General features: G+C 61.4%; 18 protein-coding genes. 16 read left to right on the top strand and 2 right to left on the bottom strand.

Features of this window, described 5'->3' with window-relative positions; all coding sequences use genetic code 11:
- Nucleotides 1-7: 7 nt before the first annotated feature.
- The 10 genes from lipA to WC529_01655 are packed head-to-tail and all read left to right on the top strand — an operon-like array spanning nucleotide 8 to nucleotide 7,508.
- Nucleotides 8-889 carry a lipoyl synthase gene (gene lipA, locus WC529_01610; GenBank protein MFA5112971.1) on the top strand — a complete coding sequence of 294 codons (882 nt, stop codon included), beginning with the start codon at nucleotides 8-10 and terminating at the stop codon, nucleotides 887-889.
- The gene (locus WC529_01615) at nucleotides 855-2,036 is read left to right on the top strand and encodes an LL-diaminopimelate aminotransferase (GenBank protein ID MFA5112972.1); all 1,182 of its coding nucleotides are present in this window, start codon (nucleotides 855-857) and stop codon (nucleotides 2,034-2,036) included. Before lipA ends, WC529_01615 begins: the two co-directional genes overlap by 35 nt.
- Nucleotides 2,029-2,946 (top strand): 4-hydroxythreonine-4-phosphate dehydrogenase PdxA, encoded by a 918-nt coding sequence (gene pdxA, locus WC529_01620; protein ID MFA5112973.1) that lies wholly within the window; start codon nucleotides 2,029-2,031, stop codon nucleotides 2,944-2,946. The genes WC529_01615 and pdxA overlap by 8 nt, the downstream gene beginning before the upstream one ends.
- Nucleotides 2,946-3,752 (top strand): 16S rRNA (adenine(1518)-N(6)/adenine(1519)-N(6))-dimethyltransferase RsmA, encoded by an 807-nt coding sequence (gene rsmA / locus WC529_01625; protein ID MFA5112974.1) that lies wholly within the window; start codon nucleotides 2,946-2,948, stop codon nucleotides 3,750-3,752. The genes pdxA and rsmA overlap by 1 nt, the downstream gene beginning before the upstream one ends.
- Nucleotides 3,753-3,760: 8 nt before the next feature.
- Nucleotides 3,761-4,684, top strand: a complete 924-nt coding sequence (gene mdh / locus WC529_01630) for a malate dehydrogenase (protein MFA5112975.1) — start codon at nucleotides 3,761-3,763, stop codon at nucleotides 4,682-4,684.
- A 2-nt stretch (nucleotides 4,685-4,686) separates the two neighbouring features.
- Nucleotides 4,687-5,529, top strand: coding sequence for a fumarate hydratase (locus WC529_01635; protein ID MFA5112976.1), 843 nt, complete (start codon nucleotides 4,687-4,689; stop codon nucleotides 5,527-5,529).
- Nucleotides 5,498-6,010 (top strand): FumA C-terminus/TtdB family hydratase beta subunit, encoded by a 513-nt coding sequence (locus tag WC529_01640; protein ID MFA5112977.1) that lies wholly within the window; start codon nucleotides 5,498-5,500, stop codon nucleotides 6,008-6,010. The genes WC529_01635 and WC529_01640 overlap by 32 nt, the downstream gene beginning before the upstream one ends.
- A complete protein-coding gene (locus WC529_01645) occupies nucleotides 6,000-6,788 on the top strand; it encodes an ABC transporter substrate-binding protein (protein MFA5112978.1) in 789 nt (262 codons plus the stop codon). Before WC529_01640 ends, WC529_01645 begins: the two co-directional genes overlap by 11 nt.
- The gene (locus tag WC529_01650) at nucleotides 6,785-7,009 is read left to right on the top strand and encodes a DUF4911 domain-containing protein (protein MFA5112979.1); all 225 of its coding nucleotides are present in this window, start codon (nucleotides 6,785-6,787) and stop codon (nucleotides 7,007-7,009) included. Before WC529_01645 ends, WC529_01650 begins: the two co-directional genes overlap by 4 nt.
- Nucleotides 6,984-7,508, top strand: a complete 525-nt coding sequence (locus WC529_01655; GenBank protein MFA5112980.1) for a YqeG family HAD IIIA-type phosphatase — start codon at nucleotides 6,984-6,986, stop codon at nucleotides 7,506-7,508. Before WC529_01650 ends, WC529_01655 begins: the two co-directional genes overlap by 26 nt.
- Here the strand turns inward: WC529_01655 and ruvA are convergent.
- Together ruvA and ruvC are read right to left on the bottom strand one after the other, a co-directional pair.
- On the bottom strand, nucleotides 7,480-8,076 hold the full coding sequence (ruvA, locus tag WC529_01660) for a Holliday junction branch migration protein RuvA (GenBank protein MFA5112981.1): 597 nt from the start codon (nucleotides 8,074-8,076) through the stop codon (nucleotides 7,480-7,482). The genes WC529_01655 and ruvA overlap by 29 nt on opposite strands.
- Complete coding sequence (ruvC, locus tag WC529_01665) at nucleotides 8,073-8,564, bottom strand: crossover junction endodeoxyribonuclease RuvC (protein MFA5112982.1); 492 nt, start codon at nucleotides 8,562-8,564, stop codon at nucleotides 8,073-8,075. Before ruvC ends, ruvA begins: the two co-directional genes overlap by 4 nt.
- Before the next feature lie 63 nt (nucleotides 8,565-8,627).
- On the opposite strand from ruvC, the gene WC529_01670 reads away from it, so the two are divergent.
- The 6 genes from WC529_01670 to WC529_01695 all read left to right on the top strand — a co-directional run bounded on the left by WC529_01670 (nucleotide 8,628) and on the right by WC529_01695 (nucleotide 17,392).
- Nucleotides 8,628-9,332: a type III pantothenate kinase gene (locus WC529_01670; GenBank protein ID MFA5112983.1), complete on the top strand. Its 705-nt coding sequence runs from the start codon at nucleotides 8,628-8,630 to the stop codon at nucleotides 9,330-9,332.
- On the top strand, nucleotides 9,317-10,810 hold the full coding sequence (lysS, locus tag WC529_01675) for a lysine--tRNA ligase (protein MFA5112984.1): 1,494 nt from the start codon (nucleotides 9,317-9,319) through the stop codon (nucleotides 10,808-10,810). Before WC529_01670 ends, lysS begins: the two co-directional genes overlap by 16 nt.
- On the top strand, nucleotides 10,797-11,654 hold the full coding sequence (gene metF, locus WC529_01680; protein MFA5112985.1) for a methylenetetrahydrofolate reductase [NAD(P)H]: 858 nt from the start codon (nucleotides 10,797-10,799) through the stop codon (nucleotides 11,652-11,654). The genes lysS and metF overlap by 14 nt, the downstream gene beginning before the upstream one ends.
- A gap of 60 nt (nucleotides 11,655-11,714) precedes the next feature.
- The gene (locus tag WC529_01685; protein ID MFA5112986.1) at nucleotides 11,715-13,952 is read left to right on the top strand and encodes a hypothetical protein; all 2,238 of its coding nucleotides are present in this window, start codon (nucleotides 11,715-11,717) and stop codon (nucleotides 13,950-13,952) included.
- A gap of 97 nt (nucleotides 13,953-14,049) precedes the next feature.
- Nucleotides 14,050-14,241, top strand: a complete 192-nt coding sequence (locus WC529_01690; GenBank protein MFA5112987.1) for a hypothetical protein — start codon at nucleotides 14,050-14,052, stop codon at nucleotides 14,239-14,241.
- A 172-nt stretch (nucleotides 14,242-14,413) separates the two neighbouring features.
- The gene (locus WC529_01695) at nucleotides 14,414-17,392 is read left to right on the top strand and encodes a hypothetical protein (protein MFA5112988.1); all 2,979 of its coding nucleotides are present in this window, start codon (nucleotides 14,414-14,416) and stop codon (nucleotides 17,390-17,392) included.
- Nucleotides 17,393-17,711: the final 319 nt, after the last annotated feature.

The raw sequence follows: 17,711 nt of genomic DNA on the forward strand, positions 1-17,711 counted from the left end.
CCGGCCGATGGCCCAGCCACTCCCGGCTTTCCTGGTCAAAAAGGTCCCCAAACAAGAGAACATCCGGCGGATCCGCGCGCTGCTCGGCGACCGCTCGCTCTGCACCGTCTGCGAAGAGGCCAAATGCCCGAACATCGGCGAATGTTTCGCCGCCCGGACCTGCGCCTTTATGATCCTGGGCGACACCTGCACCCGGAACTGCGCTTTCTGCGGCGTAACGCACGGTAAACCGACGGCTCCGGACCCGACCGAGCCGGGGCGGCTGACTCGGGCAGTTGAGAAGCTGGGCCTTAAATATGTCGTTATTACTTCCGTTACCCGCGACGATTTGGCTGACGGAGGGGCTAGCCACTTTGCTTCGGTCATTGCCACGATCCGCAATCAGCATTCCGCAATCCGCATTGAGGTTTTGATCCCGGATTTTAAGGGGGATGAAGAGGCGCTGCGGACCGTGCTCGACGCGAAGCCGGACGTGCTGAACCATAACGTGGAAACCGCGCCGCGCCTGTATCCGGCGGTGCGCCCGCAGGCGGATTATCAACGGTCGTTAAGGCTGCTGGCCAGCGCGAAGCGCCTCTCCCCGGCGATTTACACCAAGAGCGGTTTTATGGTAGGATTGGGGGAGACAAAGGAAGAGGTCGCGGCGGTCCTTGCCGACCTGAAAACGGCCAACTGTGAGATCGTGACGATCGGCCAATACCTTCCCCCGTCCAAGGCGCACCGGCAGCCGGACCGTTACGTTACGCCCGCCGAGTTCAACGAGTATCGAGCGATCGGCCAACGGCTCGGTCTCGGCCAGGTAGTAGCCGGCCCGTTCGTCCGGAGCTCATATCACGCGGAGGCAACGATAAACAATGTTAAAAGTGCAGGAAGCCGACCGGTTACTTAAACTCCCGATCTACGTTTTTGCCCAGCTCGACAAGGTCAAGGCCGAAATGGCCGCCAAGGGGATGGACCTGATCGATCTCGGGATGGGCAATCCCGATATCCCGCCGCCGCCGGAGATCATCGATTCGCTGGTCGAATCGCTCAAGAACCCGGAAAACCACCGCTACCCGTCGTTCGAAGGGGCTCCCGAGTTCAAGCAGGCGGTCGTCAGCTGGTGCAAACGGCAGTACGGGATCAGCATCGACCCGGAACATGAGGTCGTGACCCTGATCGGCTCCAAAGAGGGCGTGGTTCACTTCGCTTTTGCTTACATCAATCCGGGCGATATCACGCTCGTCCCGATGCCCGCCTATCCCGCCCATTTCCGCGGCACGATCCTGGCCGGCGGCGACCCGTATATCCTGCCGACGACCGAACACAAGGGGTACATTCCCGACCTCAAGAACATCGACCCGGCGATCGCCGATAAGGCCAAGATCATGATCATCAGCTACCCGAGCAACCCGACCGGCGCGGTCGCCACCCGCGAGTTCTACGAAGAGTGCGTCGCCTTCTGCCGGAAGCACAACATCATTCTGGTCCACGACTTTGCCTACGCCGAGATCTATTTTGAGGGGAACAAGCCGATCTCGATGCTGTCGATCCCCGGGGCCAAAGACGTCTGCATCGAATTCCACACTACTTCCAAGACGTTCGGCATGCCCGGCTGGCGCTGCGGCTTTGCCGTCGGCAACCGGCAGCTGATCGAATCGCTCCGCAAGATCAAGACCAACCTCGACTACGGCCTCTTCACCGCCGTCCAGAAGGCGGCGATCGCGGCGATGACGCTCGACGAATCGGCCTACATCGCCAAGGTCCGCGCCACCTACCAGCGGCGCCGCGACCTGTTTGTGGAAGGGATGAACGCGCTCGGCTGGAAGATCAGCAAGCCGAAAGCGAGCATGTACGTCTGGTTCCCGGTACCGCAAGGCTACGACTCGACCGAGTTCTGCATGAAGATCGTCGAAAAGACCGGCGTCGTTTTTGCCCCCGGCGTCGCGTTCGGCGAGCTGGGCGAAGGCTACCTGCGGGCGGCGCTCGTCGCCAATGAAGCGCGTCTCGCCGAAGCGCTCGAACGGATCAAAAAAGCCGGCTTCCGGTATGCCTAACAAACCGGTCATCGGCATCACCATGGGCGACCCGGCCGGCATCGGCCCGGAGATCTGCGCCAAAGCCCTCGCCTCTGCCACGCTCGCTAAATTCGCCCGCTGTATCGTGATCGGCGATCAGCGCTGGCTGCCGAACCGGCTCGAGGTCGTCGATCTGCACAATGCCGACCCGGCCAAGATCAAGATCGGGCAAGTTTCCAAAGCGGCCGGCAAAGCGGCCATGGAATACCTGGAAAAAGCGGTCAAGCTGGCCAAGGCGAAAAAGATCGACGCCATCGTTACCGCCCCGCTCAACAAAGAAGCGATCCACCTGGCCGGCTATAACTTCCCGGGACATACCGAGTTCCTGGCGGCCCGGACCGGGACCAAAAGATACGCGATGATGTTCGTCTCCGACCGGCTCTGGGTGATGCTGGCCACGACCCATCTTCCGTTAGCGCAGGTCAGCCGGCAGCTCGACCGGAAAAAACTGGCCGGGCTGATCAAGCTGGCGCACGAGACGCTGACCCGGGTCCGCGGTAAAAAACCGAAGATCGGCGTCGCCGGGCTCAACCCGCACGCCGGCGAACACGGCCTCTTTGGCCATGAGGAAGAAAAGATCATCAAGCCGGCTGTCGACGAGGCGCGCCGGCACGGGATCAACGTCAAAGGGCCGATCTCGCCCGACGCGATCTTCAACCTGGCCGACCGGGGGCTGTTCGACATCGTCATCGCCATGTACCACGACCAGGGGCTGATCCCGCTCAAGCTCCTCTCGTTCAACCGCTCGGTCAACGTCACCGTCGGCCTGCCGTTCGTCCGGACCTCGGTCGATCACGGGACCGGCTTCGATATCGCCGGCAAAGGGATGGCCAATCCGCAAAGTCTGATCGAGGCGGTCAAGGTCGCCGCCCACTTCGCCCGCCGCTGATGGCGCCCACTCTCGCCCAAATCACCCGGGCACTGCTGATCGCGCACAACCGCTATCCGCGCAAGGAGCTCGGCCAGCATTTTCTGATCGATCCTAAAGTGGTGGAGCGGATCATCGCCGCCGCCGCGCTCAGCCGCGACGACCTGGCGATCGAGATCGGCTCCGGCCTCGGCGTCGTCACCGCCGAGCTGGCGCAGCACGTTTACCAGCTGATCGCCGTGGAGATCGATAAGGAACTGCTGCAGATCAGCCGGGAAGTCCTGAAAGCGTACCCGAACATCAGTTTTGTCGGCCAGGACATCCTGAAGGTCGACCTGGCGGAGCTGACGCTCGGACGCAAATATAAAGTGGTCGGCAACCTCCCCTACTACATTACCGCGCCGATCATCGACAAGATCCTGACCGCCCAAGAACGGCCGGAGTTAGCCGTCTTGATGACGCAAAAAGAGGTGGCGGAACGGATGGCGGCTAAGCCCGGCTCGAAGCGCTACGGCTCGTTCTCGGTCTTCTGCCAGTTCTACGCCGACGTTAAGCTCGAGTCGCTCGTCTCCAAATCATCGTTCCTGCCGTGGCCCGAGGTAAGCTCGGCCATCGTCTCCCTCACCCCCCATCCCTCACCCCTCTTCCCCGGTCTCGACGAAAAGAAGTTCTTCAAGATCGTCCACACCGCGTTCCAGCAGCGGCGAAAAAAACTGAGCACTTCACTTGATGAATTCGACCTGTCCGCGGCCGGGATCGACCTGAACCGCCGGCCGGAGACGCTCTCGGTGGCGGAGTTTGCCGCCTTGGCCAAATCTCTGTTATAATCAGCCATATGAAGCCAAAAGTCACCGTCGTCGGGGCCGGGAATGTCGGGGCGCAGTGCGCTTACCGGCTGGCCCAGCGCGAGGCCGCCAACGTCACGCTGATCGACGTCGTTGAGGGCCTTCCCCAGGGGAAAGCGCTTGATATGTCGCAGGCCGGCGCAATTGACGGTTTTGACTCGGTGATCACCGGGACGAACGATTACGCCGACACCAAAGATTCCGCGGTCGTCGTCATCACCGCCGGCCTCGCCCGCAAACCGGGAATGTCCCGCGACGACCTGATCCACAAGAACGCCGCGATCATGAAAAGCGTGGTGGAAAATTGCGTTAAGTATTCCCCGCACGCCGTCCTCCTGATCGTCACCAACCCGCTCGACGTGATGACCCATTACGCCCAACGGATCTCCGGTTTCCCGGCCAACCGGGTGCTCGGCATGGCCCCGCTCCTCGACGCCGCCCGGATGCAGTATTTTATCGCCCAGGCGCTGAAAGTCTCGATCAAGGATGTTTACGCGGAAGTGCTTGGCAGTCACGGCGACCTGATGGTCCCGGTCCCCCGGTTATCGACGGCTAAAGGGAAACCGATCACCGAACTGCTGACGCCGGAACAGATCAAACTTATAGTTGATAAAACGACGAGCGGCGGCGCCGAGATCGTCGGCCTGCTCAAGACCGGCTCCGCTTATTACGCCCCCGGCTCCGCCGCCGCCAAGATGGCCGAAGCGATCGTTAAGGATAAAAAAGAAGTAATCAGCAGCTGCTGCCGCCTGGACGGCCAGTTCGGGATCAAGGATGTTTACCTAGGGGTTCCGGCTAAACTCGGCAAAGCCGGCGTTGAGGAGCTCGTGGAGATCGAACTGACGGGCGAAGAAAGGTCCGCCCTGCAAAACGCGGCTAAAGCGGTCCAGGCGCTTTACCCGGTCCTGCCATAACCATGCGCGAACTATCCGCCAAGAAAATAACTGAAGCCGTCAAAACCCTCTGCATCGAGGCCAACACCAACCTGGGCGAAGATGTCGAGGCGGCGCTGAACAAGGCGCTGAAAGACGAAACTGCGGCGGACGCCCGCGAGATCATCCGTCAGATCATCCAGAACGCGGAAATAGCCCGCAAAGAAAAACTGCCGCTCTGCCAGGATACCGGCACCGCCGTCGTCTTTATCGAGCTCGGCCAGGAAGTCCATTTGACCGACGGCACGCTGGCCGAAGCGGTCAACGAAGGCGTCAGCCAGGGTTACAATAAAGGCTACCTGCGCAAGTCGATCGCCGCCGACCCGCTCAAACGGGGCAATACCGGCGACAACACGCCGGCCGTCATCCACACCGAGCTCGTTCCCGGCGACCAGGTCAAGATCGGCCTCCTCTGCAAAGGCGGCGGCGCCGAGAACAAGAGCGCCGTCCGGATGTTCCAGCCCACCACCCCAGCCAAGGAGATCGAGGAATTCGTCCTGGAAACGATCAAGAAAGCCGGACCGGACGCCTGCCCCCCCTTGATCGTCGGCGTCGGGATCGGCGGGAACTTTGACTCAGTAACTTTACTGGCCAAAAAAGCGCTGCTCCGCCCGGTCGGCCATCATCACAGCGCGTCTGACGTCGCTAAAATGGAAAAGTCGCTCTTTGACCGGGCCAACAAGCTGGGGATCGGGCCGATGGGGCTCGGCGGGCGAACGACCGTCCTGGCCGTCAACATCGAACAGAGACCTTGCCACATTTCGTCGCTCCCGGTCGCGGTCAACATTGAATGCCATGCCCATCGCTATAAAAACACCACTATCTGATAAGGATCGTAAAAAGCTGAAAGCGGGCGACCGGGTCCTGATCAGCGGGACGATCTATACCGCCCGCGACGCCGCCCACCAGCGGTTCGGGAACAACCCGCCTTTTGACCTGCCAGGGGCGATCCTCTATTACGCTTCGCCGACGCCGACCCCGCCCGGTAAAGTGATCGGCGCGATCGGGCCGACGACCAGCTCGCGGATGGACGCCTTTACCCCGGCCCTGCTGGCCAAAGGCTTGAGAGTGATGATTGGCAAAGGGCGCCGCGGGCCGGAAGTCAAAAAGGCGATGAAAAAATACGGCGCCGTTTTTCTCGTCGTTCCCGGCGGGACAGCCGCCCTCCTTTCCCAACAGGTCAGGAAAGCGGCCGTGCTCGCCTACCCCGAGCTTGGCGCCGAAGCGGTCCACCGGCTCGAGGTCGTCAACTTTCCCGCCATAGTTGCTATCGACAGTAAAGGAAAAGACTTGTTCGATGCGCTTTAGATCTTGCCGCTTAGTATTTCTTATTTGTTTCGTATTTAGTATTTCGTATTTCGTATTTCCGGCTAATGCCAAGGAGTACGACGGCATTTGGTTCCTCGGCTTCAACACCCAGTTGCCGCCGTTCGACAGTTTAAGGGTCCGGCAGGCGGTCGCCCACGCCCTGGATAAGGAGTTTATCGCCCGGACGATCGTCAGCGACGAGGTGGTCCCGGTCAGCTTTGTCCCGCCCGGCATGCCCGGCTACGATCCGGAGCTGCGGCCCTACAAACAGAACATCCCCTTCGCCAAGACCTTGCTGAAACGGGCCAAATACAACGTCAACGACCGCCGGCTCAAGAACATCCCGCTCCTGCACACCGACGGGGTCAAGACGATCGCGATCGCCCAACGGATCGCCGCCGATCTGCGGCGGATCGGCCTGCAGATCGAGCCGGTCCAGGTCAGTTACCAGGACCAGGCGCAGTGGGACCGGGAACTGGCTTCCGGCAAATACCCGCTCTTCCTGCTGGGCTATAAGGCAAACCCCGGCGCCCTGTTCACCACCGAAGCGACGGTCGCTACCGCCGACAGCGGCCAATTGCTGGCGCCGTTGTTCAAGCAGGGGGGCGAAGCGAATTTCGGCTATTTCAGCGACCCGGCCGTCAACCGGCAATTCGACCAGCTCTCGGTCCTTAATCCGGCGCTGACCCGCGAACGGGGACAAAAACTGCGCGAGATCAACCGGCTGCTCTACAAGCAGCTGCCGGCCGTCGTCCTGTTCTACATCGAGCGGCTATGAGCGATTCGCGGGACTGTTTCCTGAAGGTGAAAAAAGAGGACATCTTCCTGATCTGCCCGTTCTTCGAGGCGTTCGAAGGGATGGCGGCGATCCGCACGCCGAAGCCGGAGACGGGACCGTATGCAACGCTCAAATTAATGGTCGCGCCTGATTTTCAGGCCGGCTTTGAAAGGGTGCTGGAAAATCTTGGCAAACATGTTTGGTTTGAACGCGTTGCTTGAAGCCTGCCGGCCCCGGGCGGTCGTCAAGGATATCCGGGAGATCGATTTCCGGGCGCTGAAAGCGCGCGGGATAACCGCCCTCTTGTTCGATATCGACGACACCCTGCTCCCCCGCGCGGTCAACGACATCTACCCCGAGCTTTATGAGCGGATCGCCGCGCTCAAGCAAGAGGGTTTCCGGCTCTGCCTGACGTCGAACAGCCGGCACCCGCTCCGGGTCAAGTATATCGGCGACACGCTCGGCGTCCCGGCCATTTCGTTCGGCTTTAAACCGCTCCCCTTCGCTTTCCGGCGTTCGCTGGAGATCCTCAAGGCCAAGCCGGAGGAAACGGCGATGATCGGCGACCAGCTCTTCATGGATATCCTGGGGGCGAACCTGGTCGGATTATATTCGATCTTCATCTGGCACCGGATACCGGAGAGTTTCGCGCCGCGGATCTGGATGAGGCAGGCAGAGGACTGGGTGCTGGCTAAATTAGGTTTTTCAACGCCTCTTTGAGGATCGCTTCGACCGAAGCAAGGTGGTCGGTCTTTAACCGCATGATCGCTTCGCGGGCTTCTTTGGGCGAATAACCGAGCGAGATCAGCGCCGCGATCGCGTCGGAGACCAGCGCCCCCTCGCCCTTGATCCCCGCCGCCATTTCCGACGGCTTGACGGCATAGGTCTTGGCGATCTTTTCTTTCAACTCCACGACGATCAATTCCGCTTTCTTGCGGCCGACCCCGGAGATCGAGGAAAGGAGCGCAATATCGCCCTGGGCAATGCCGGCCACCAGCCGGTCGAGCGGAAAGCCGGAAATGAGCGCCATGGCAAGCTTGGGGCCGACGCCGGAAACGGAGAGCAGGAGGTTGAAAAGCGCCCGCTCTTCCCGGTTCAGGAAGCCGAAGAGCGAGATGTCGTCCTCGCGGACGATCTGGCTGGTGTACAGCTTGACCTGCTGGCCGACCTGGGGAAGGCGGGCCAGGACGGCGGAGGGGACGTTGACGCGGTAACCGATCCCGCCGACCTCGATCACCACGTGGCCCTGGTCGACATGCTCAAGGATACCCTGGAGATGCGCGATCATTTCTTGGCGGCGGTCGTCATTTTGTGGGAGTGGAGATGGCAGATCGCGACCGCCAGGGCGTCGGCGGCGTCGTCGGGCTTGGGGATGTCGGCCATCTTTAAGAGGAATTTGACCATCTGCTGGATCTGTTTCTTTTCCGCCTTGCCGTAACCGGTGACCGCGACCTTGACCTCGAGCGGCGTGTACTCGATGACCGGCAGGCCGTGCTCGGCCGCCGTCAGGAGGACGATCCCCCGCGCCTGGCCGACGGCCATGGCGGTCTTGGTGTTGACGCCGAAAAAGAGCCGTTCCACCGCCATGTGGGTCGGTTTGTGCTTGATGATCAGCTGTTTGAGCTCGGCGTGGATCTTGCGGAGACGGTCCTGGGGCGAATCTTTGGGAGTGGTGGTAATAACGCCGCAATGGACATGGTCGAGCTTATCTGCCAGTTGGCGGACCAGGCCGAAGCCAGTGGTAGCTGTTCCAGGGTCGATACCCAGGGTAAGCATTAGGGACATTATAGCACAGAACGGCCGGGCCGACACCTCTTAATTGTGCTAAAATTAGTCGTCATGCTGCTGACCATCGACGTCGGGAATACGAGCACGACCTGCGGGTTATTTAGCGGCGCGAAACTGGTAAAGACCTGGCGCGTGGCGACCGCGCAGTTACCCCGGGGACTAAGGGACTACGGGGCCAAGGAAGTCATCATCGGTTCGGTTGTCCCCAAGGCCGACAAAACGCTCCGGCGCCGCTTCCCCCGGGCCAGGTTCGTCACTTATCATGATGTCGGGCTTAAAGTGAAAATGGCCCGGCCGGCCGAGGTCGGGATCGACCGCCTGGTCGACGCCCTGGCCGCCGTCAAGCTGTACGGCGCGCCGGCGATCATCGTCGACTTCGGCACCGCCACCACGTTTGACGTCGTTTCGGCCAAAGGGGAATACCTGGGCGGGGCGATCGCCCCCGGGATCATGCTCTCGCGCGACATCCTCCACGAACGGACCGCCAAGCTCCCCCGGATCGACGTTAAAGCCCCCAAACATGTCGTCGGCAAGAGCACCGTTGAAGCGATGCAGAGCGGTCTAGTGTTCGGTTACGTCGCCATGGTCGAAGGGCTTATTAAACACATCAGTTCGGCATTAGGCATTAGGCATTCAGCCTTGAAGGTAATCGCGACTGGCGGGCTGGCGCGGCTGATTTGTAAGTACACGCCGGTTATTGATATAATAGACGATAACCTGACCCTGTACGGGTTAAGACTATGTCGGAAGAATTAAGCGATCTGTTAAAAGTTAGACGGGAAAAACTGGACGAGTTCCGCGCCCAAGGGATGGAGCCGTTCCCGTACAAATACGCGGCCGATGCGACCGCCGCCGGCGTGCTGGCCAGGTACCAGGCGCTCAAGGAGGGCGAAGAAAGCCCGGCCGAAGTCTCCCTGGCCGGGCGGGTCGTCCTGAAGCGCGGCCACGGCAAGGCGGCTTTCGCCCATATCCAGGACGAAAGCGGCAAGGTCCAGGTCTACGGCAAGCTGGACGTCCTGGGGGAAAAGCTCTACGGCCTCTACCAGAAGCTCGATCTCGGCGACATCATCGGGGTCAAGGGACACGTCTTCCGGACCAAGACCGGCGAGCTCACCGTCCGGCTGTCGTCCTTTACCCTGCTCTGCAAATCGCTCCACCCGCTCCCGGAAAAATGGCACGGCCTCTCCGACAAGGAGCTCCGCTACCGCGAGCGCTACGTCGACCTGATCGTCAATCCCGAGGTCAAGGACGTTTTCGTCAAGCGGAGCCGGATCGTCTCCTTTATCCGCCGCTTCCTGGAGGCCAAAGGTTTTCTCGAAGTGGAAACGCCGGTCCTCCACGTCCTGCAGGGGGGCGCCGCGGCCAAGCCGTTCGAGACCTTCCACGACGCGCTCAATATGCCGCTCTTCCTGCGGATCGCCCCGGAACTCTACCTGAAACGGCTGCTGGTCGGCGGTTTCGAGAAGGTCTTCGAAATGGGCCGCGTCTTCCGCAACGAAGGGATGTCCTTTAAGCACAACCCGGAATACACGATGATCGAGATCTACCAGGCGTACGCCGATTACGCCGACATCATGCAGCTGACGGAAGACCTGGTCGTCGCCGCCGCCCGGGAGGTCCTGGGGACGCTGGAGATCGAGTTCCGCGGCGAGAAGATCAACCTCGCCCCGCCCTGGAAAAAGATCTCGCTCCTCGACGCGCTCAAGGAGAACGGGATCGACCTGGCCGGCAAAGACGAAGCCGGGATCAGAAAGATCGCCAAGGCCAAAGGGGTTGAAGGGGCCGACGAGATCGGGATCGGCAAGATCATCAACGTCCTCTACGACAAGTTCGTCGAGGGGACGCTCCGCCAGCCGACCTTTATCACCGACCATCCGCTGGAAACCTCGCCGCTCGCCAAAAAGCACCGGAGCAAGCCGGGGCAGGTCGAGCGCTTTGAGCTGATCATCGCCGGCATGGAGCTGGCCAACGCTTTTTCCGAGCTGAACGACCCGCTCGACCAGCGCGCCCGGCTGAAGAAACAGGCCGACCTGAAGGCGGCCGGCGACGAGGAAGCGGAATCGATGGACGAGGATTTCCTCCGCGCCTTGGAGTACGGCATGCCGCCGGCCGGCGGCCTGGGGATCGGCATCGACCGGCTCGTCATGATCCTGACCAATCAGCCGTCGATCCGCGACGTTCTCTTTTTCCCGCACATGAAACCGCTTGGCACGAGCTCTAATGAAGGTCAGTGAAGCCCTCCGCCAGGGCGACCCGACCCTCTCCTTCGAGTTTTTCCCGCCCCGGACCCCCGAGCAGGAAGAGCGCCTCTTCGCGACGGTAAAAGAGCTTAAGCGGTTCGAACCGGACTTCGTTTCGGTCACCTACGGCGCCATGGGGCGGACGCGGGAAAAGACGGCGCACTGGGTCAAGGAAATTAAGGATAAATTCCAGATCGAACCGGTCGCCCACCTGACCTGCGTCAATGCCAGCCGCGCCGAGATCGCCCGGCAGCTCGACGAATTCGAAGCGCTGGGCGTCGGCAACATCCTTGCTTTGCGCGGCGATCCGCCGGAGGGCGAAAAAGATTTTGTCCCGCCGGCCGACGGTTTTAAACTGGCCAGCGAGCTGGTCGCTTTCATCAAAACGCGCAAACCGCGGTTTTGCGTCGGCGTCGCCGGTTTCCCCGAAGGCCATCCCAAAGCGCCCGACCTGAAAACCGATATTACCTACCTGAAACAGAAGATCGACGCCGGCGCGGAATACGTTATCACCCAGCTCTTTTTCGACAACCAGCACTACTTTGCTTTCCTGAAACGGTGCCGCGCGGCCGGGATCAACGTGCCGGTCATCCCCGGCCTGATGCCGATCAGCAGTCTCGGCCAGATCAAGCGGATGACCCAAACGTGCGGCGCCACGATCCCGCCGGAATTGCTGGCCCGGCTGGAAAAATATCCTGTTGAAACGCTGAAAATTGGGGGTCAACACGCCCTCGCCCAGGCCCAGGGACTACTGGCCGCCGGCGTCCCCGGGCTCCACTTTTTTGTCCTGAACCAGTCCGAACCAATTGCCTCGATCCTTTCCCAAATCGAATCTTAACCTCCGGTTCCCTCTTCCCTGAAATTCCGCCCGGAAAGTGACGATATATATGGAGAAATCATGCCACCGATCAGATCTATAGAACGCCGCAGCCCGACCGACATCCGCCGCACCCGGACCGTGCTCCGGGACGTGCTGACCCAATTCCGCAATTTCCTGTCGCTCTCCCGGCCGAACACCCTCGAGCTCCGGCTGCTCAGCAGCATTGACCTGCTCTCGCGCAAACTGCTGGAGAACAAACCGATCGTCCGGCTGGAAGTCGAACGGTTCGAACTGCTCCTGAAAGAATACCGGGAAAAGAGAAAACCGGCCGGACTGGAAAAAGAACTGATCGCCCGGCTCGAAACCGGCCTGGCCGAACTGAAAGAAACCAGGATCTTCGACCAGGGCGCCGCGACCCGCCCCCTTGTCGCTACCGACCCGCTCCGCGCCAATCACTCCATCACCGTGATCGACCGGGCACGGCCGGCGGAACGGGAGAGATTTTCGCTGGAGAGCACACTCTCGCTCAGCCGCCTTACCCAGCGCGACCGGACCGGACGGTTCGACCCGCGCGCTATCCTCCGCCTGTTGACCGGCCTGTTCCGCCTGGAAACGCGGAGCCGGTTCAGCGCCTTTGTCCTTCGCCTCTCTTCCCGCCTGCTGATCGAACGGTTGAGCCGGGAGATCGTCCGGCAGAGCGAGCGCTCCGGCCAGGTAACCCGGGAAGAGCTCGAGAACGCGGTCAAGGAGATCAACCGCCAGCTGAAGGAAACGGAACGGGTCCGGGAAAGGGCCGTGCCGATCAGCCGTGAACTGGCCTACGACCGGGAACAGAACACCGTCCGCGTGATGATCCGGGGGGAAGCGGCCAAAGAAGAATTGAGAGAGATCGTCTCCGAACTGGTCCGCGCCGACGCCGGCGCTACCGTCCCGCTCCTCGCGCCGACCATCGCGGAGATCAAAACCGCCGCGGCCACCGCGCCCGCCCGCGGGGAAACCAAGATCGAATCGGTCGCCCACAACGAGCTGGTTAAGTTCGTTGCCGAGGCGGTTGCCACCCCCGGGATACCCGAGCGCCAGCTGGTTGACGCCTTAACCAGTTTGATCAAGGGACCGGAACAGGCCTACGAACCGCTCTCCCTGGAACCCGCGCCCGCCGCACCCGCTGAGCCAACCGCTCCGGCTGCGCCCGCCGCACCGACCACCAGGCCGACCGCCGCTAAAACACCGGCCCGGGAGATCCAGGAGGCAAGCCAGGAAATAGCCCAGGCCGTGCTGCAGCAGCAGCCGGAAGCCGCCCTTCCCGCCCTGATCAGGGTCCACGCCCAGCAGATGAGCGCCGGCAACGAAGCGGCGGTCAAGACGGTGGAACAGGCGATCCTCGAGTTCGCCCGGTCGGAGACCGGCCAAAAAGCGGTCGTCCTCGCTTTTGCCAACGCCAAGGAACAACCGCTGACCGTGACGGCGATCGGCCAGAAAGCGATCGTCCAGGCGGTCAGGCAGATCGCCGCCGCCGCGCCGGCCCCCGTCGCGCCGACGGTCAAACTGGAACGGGCGCTCGACAATATCCGCGCCATCGCCGCGGCCAATCCGGCCCGGCTCAGCCCGGAAACGCTCAGCCTGGAAACCGCCAAAGCGGTGATCGGCCTGGCGGTCAAGCTCGAACGCTCCAGCGAAGTGGTCAAGAATCTCGACAACGTCAAGGCGACAAAAAGAGCGAAAGCGGCGGAAGCCCGCCAACGGGTGGCGCCGGTCAACCGGCAGACCGGGATCGTCAACTCCCTGGCCAAACGGGCGGCCAACCGGCACCCGGCGATCCAGGCCCGTTTCGCCGCCGCCCAAAAAAGCCTGCGCGCAGTAATGGCGGCGGCCGACCACGGCGGCTTCATCCTCCCCAAGAGCATCGTCGAATCGATCTACTCCGGCCTGGCCGGCATCCGGCTCGTCCCGTCGCTCCCCGGCCCCCAGCGGCCGCAAACCCCGGCCCAACTGGCGGAGTCCCGCGCCGCCAGCAGCCTGCGCAACGTCGTGCAGGCGCTGGAAGCCCAAGCCGCCCGCGGCGTCAGCGCCCGGGACCCGATCGCCTGGTCGAAGGTCTTTACCCTGTCGGCGCAAGTTATGATGTACGGCATTATCATGCGCCTGGTCCGCGGCCGGATGGATCAGGTCGATAAAGTGATCGAACTGCTGAAGCAGAAAAAAGAGCTGGCCAAGATCGTCGCCAAGATCAAAAAAGGCGAGATCGACACCGCCACCGACGACCTCTACGAAGCGGTGCTGGCAACGGCCAGCCTGCCCGAACTGCTCGCCGCTTAAGCCCTTTTAGCCCCTCCGGGCCCTTACGGGCCTTTTTCCCATTTTCTCCATGCAAGTTTTTCCGGCCTGCCTGCGATATATAGGTGGAGGAAGAACTATGGCAGAAGTAAATAAAGCAAGTTCCTACACCGGAAAAGGGATCGAGAATTACCAGGCGCTCGACGCCAGCAATAACAGCAAATTGCGGAATTCAGTGATGCAGCAGATGTTCAAGGCCTTTGCCCAAAGCCACCACCAGCGGAACATGAAGTCGATCTGGGCGCAAGGGAAAGGCGGCTCCCAGGCTTAAGATTTTTCGCTTGCCCGATGCAAGTTTTCCGGCTCCGGACCCGATAGTATATATGAAAGTGAATATTTGACCGGCTTGCCTGTAGCCGGTGAAATACCAGGATTATCTACAGGCATGATTCGAGCCTGTCGAGAATCTTGGTTTTTTGTTTATTTAGGGGGAATGAGTAAAGATGACAGCGCCAAACAATATCGGTCAGGGGGGACAAGCCTCCTTTGCTCTGCCGGTCACCCGGGGGAACGGCTATAACACCTCCATCCAGCGGCTGGACGACCTGTTCGAGGCTTCGCCCAGTACCGTTATCATCCTCGGCTCCGCCAACGGCAAAACCTACCTGGCCCGCGTGGAAGCCGGGCAGATCGTGGTCTACGAGCGGGGCGCCGACGGCACGACCGTTAAAAGCGACAAGAACATCCGCGACGTCTTGACCGCCATCTACGGCCGGGACACCAACAAGGAACACCTCTCCAAGGTCCTCAAACAGCTGATCACTCTGGCCGCCAGCGGCGGGCTGAACGGCGACGTTGTTGACCTGAAAGCGCTTTACGACGCCGTGGTCGCCGCCGACACCAACCAGCGGGACAAGAAAGTCGCTGATTCCGTCGTCACCGCGCAGGTAACGGACGCGGCGGTCGCCACCGCGACCAGCGCCCAGCTGCAGGCCGTGACCGACGTGGAAACGTACTGCGGCGCCAGTCTGACCGGCGCCACCGCCGAAGATATCGCCGCCCAACTGGCCGCCCTGACCGCGGCCGAAACCGCGCTCAAAGGGACTTACGGAGAAACCTTGCCGGCCGCGATCCGCGACCGGATCGACCAGGCCAAAGCAAAGCTGAACGGCAGGAACAACGAGATAACCGAAGCCGCAACAGCGGACGCCAGAGCTCAGGCCGCCGCCGCCGCCAAAGAGCAGGCCAGAACGGCCTTGAGCGTCCCCGGCCAAACCCTGGCGCAGCTGACGGCGGTTTATACCGCCAATTCAGCGGCTATCCAGGCCGATCCGGAACTGCAAACCTTGCTCGGTGAGCAAGCGCGCCTGGCCCTCCTTGCCGCGCCGACGACCGAGATCCCCAATTCGCTCCGGCCCGCCCTGAACGCCGCCCTCACCGCAGTCAACCAGCGGATCGTCTCCTTCTGGGAAGAAGGGGCCAGACGGACCCTGGTCGTCGAGGGAACCAACGAAAGCGGCTGGACAGTGGCCGCCGCCTCGGACGGCGCCGCTTACATTATAGGAGAAGGCGTTAAACTGGAAGAGAACCGGATCGCCGTGGAACGGGATGTCGCCTGGCGGATCAATCCTGAATTCACCGCCCGGGTCTACGATCTGACCGCCCCGGCCGTTTCCGGCTACCTGCCGGCCGAGTTCTACGTCAAGATCGGCGTGGCCGACGTCAACAACGACGGCACGGTCGACATCGGCGATATCGACACCGATAACAACGGCATTGACCGGAGCGAAGCGGCCAAATACGGGATCAACGAGCGGCTCTTTACCGTGGTCGACAACATGATGAGCCCGACCGGCACCGCCGGCAACGGCCTGATCACCGTCGCCGAGCTCCAGCGCTTCTACGAGATCGCCGAGTGGCACGCTATGCGGACCGGCATGGCACTCGACCAGGTCCTGATGCTCTATAAGACCCAGCCGATCATCTCCGTTTCCCGGGCCGACGTCGACGGCGCCGCGACCACCATCGCCGGCCGGATCGAAGCTGCCCGCAACGGCGCGCCGCTCGGCGCCGCCAACCTGGAAGGGATCCTGACCGGCGCCGGCTACGCCGCCCATATCGCCAAGTCGGTCGCCGCCCAGTTCGAAGGCCAGGCCAATATCGACGTTAACCAGGTCGTGCAGGCGATGATCCTGCGGCTCTACGCCTCGCGCTCCAGCGCCGCCGTCCAGCGCGAATACTACGGGATCACCGTCCCGCTCGAACGCCTTTTCCCGGCCGGCGCCGATTACACCGCCGCCAACATCAACGCTTATCTCTCCGGCCAGACGGTCCAGGTCGGCCGGACCGGTTCAGGCGCTTACACCACCCGGCAGATCAACAAGGCGCTGGAAGAGCTGTCGCTCAGCGATAATCCCGACCAGTATTACCGGGAACATCCGGAACTGGAAAACAACACCCGGGCCCTTGGCTTCCTGGCCGAATATTACCGTGACAGCGAATACGATCCGCAACTCGGCATGCATTACATCGGCTTAATGCAGCCGGGCGACGCGAAGTGGAAGGCTTACGCCCAGCTGGCCCAGACCGCGATGACCCAGGGCGACTATGCGCAAGCGAACGAGATCCTGCAGCAGCTCCCGGCCGAGAACGATTACAAGAACCAGCTGCTTGTCCAATTAGCGCAAAAAGCGGTCGCCTCCAACACCCAGGCGGACCGCGAACTGGCGCTGGCAGCCATCCGCCAGGTTGCGACGGAAACCGATACTTACCAGGTCTCGGCCGAAGGCCAGCAGCAGACCTCGATCCAGGAATACGTCCAGGTCATCCAGGCCAGGGCTTCCTTGCCGCAAGATCTGATCGAGATCAGGAACCGGGCTATCCCGGGCGGCACCTTGACCGACGTCACCGCCGCCCAGGCCCAAATAACCGCCCTGGAAGGACTGCGCGCCGCCGCGGCGAGCGACCCGGCCCGGCTCGGCTACATCAACATGATGATGGGCGAGATCTACGCCAAGCTGGCGGAAAAAGAGCCCGACCTCGGCAAGAAGCTGGAGCTCCTCAATAAGGCCCAGCTGGCGAACCGCGCCGCGTACGATAGCTTTAGCCCGCTGGCTAACCAGCCCAACACCCCTTACGAGGTCCTGGCCAAGCAGGTCTTGAACAGCATGGCCAGAACGGCGGAGACGGCGGTCCGCGCTTACGATAAGAGCAAAAAGAACACCCAGTTCACGGTCACTTACACCAACGGCCGGACGGCTAAATTGAAGCTCGGCAAGTTCATTCTCGCCCTGGCGGAGATGATCCCCGAAGGGCAGTCGGTCCAGCACAGCAGCCAGGGGCTCGTCGGGAGGAGCCAATTCATCGGTTATATCAATAATTCGATAGAGGTCGCCAATTCGGCGACCGGCAGCGGCGGCGGTGGCGGCGGTGGTGGTGACAGCGGCGGCACAGCCGCAGAAGAAGACCCGCTGGCGAGGTAAAATAACGCTCAAATAATAAAGGCCGGGGCCCCTCCCGGCCTTTGATTTTTCCCCTTTCTGATGCAAGTTTTTCCCCTCTAACTTCGATATATATGTAGATAGGGACCCAGCTCTCGGTTTGCCTGTTAACGGAGTTGGGCGCGATAACGGTTTAGGTATGGACCACGACGATAACAGGCAGGATCGGGCCTGTTGGGAATCGTGGTTTTTTTATGAATATTGGACCTTTATATAATCAATATCTGAATCCGCGGAATTACAGCTCCCTTCATCCGGAGGAATACACCTATTATTCCCCGGAGGAGCCGATCTGCGAACT

This window comes from Candidatus Margulisiibacteriota bacterium, assembly GCA_041650855.1.
In the GTDB taxonomy this organism is placed as follows: Bacteria; Margulisbacteria; WOR-1; order O2-12-FULL-45-9; family XYB2-FULL-48-7; genus JALOPZ01.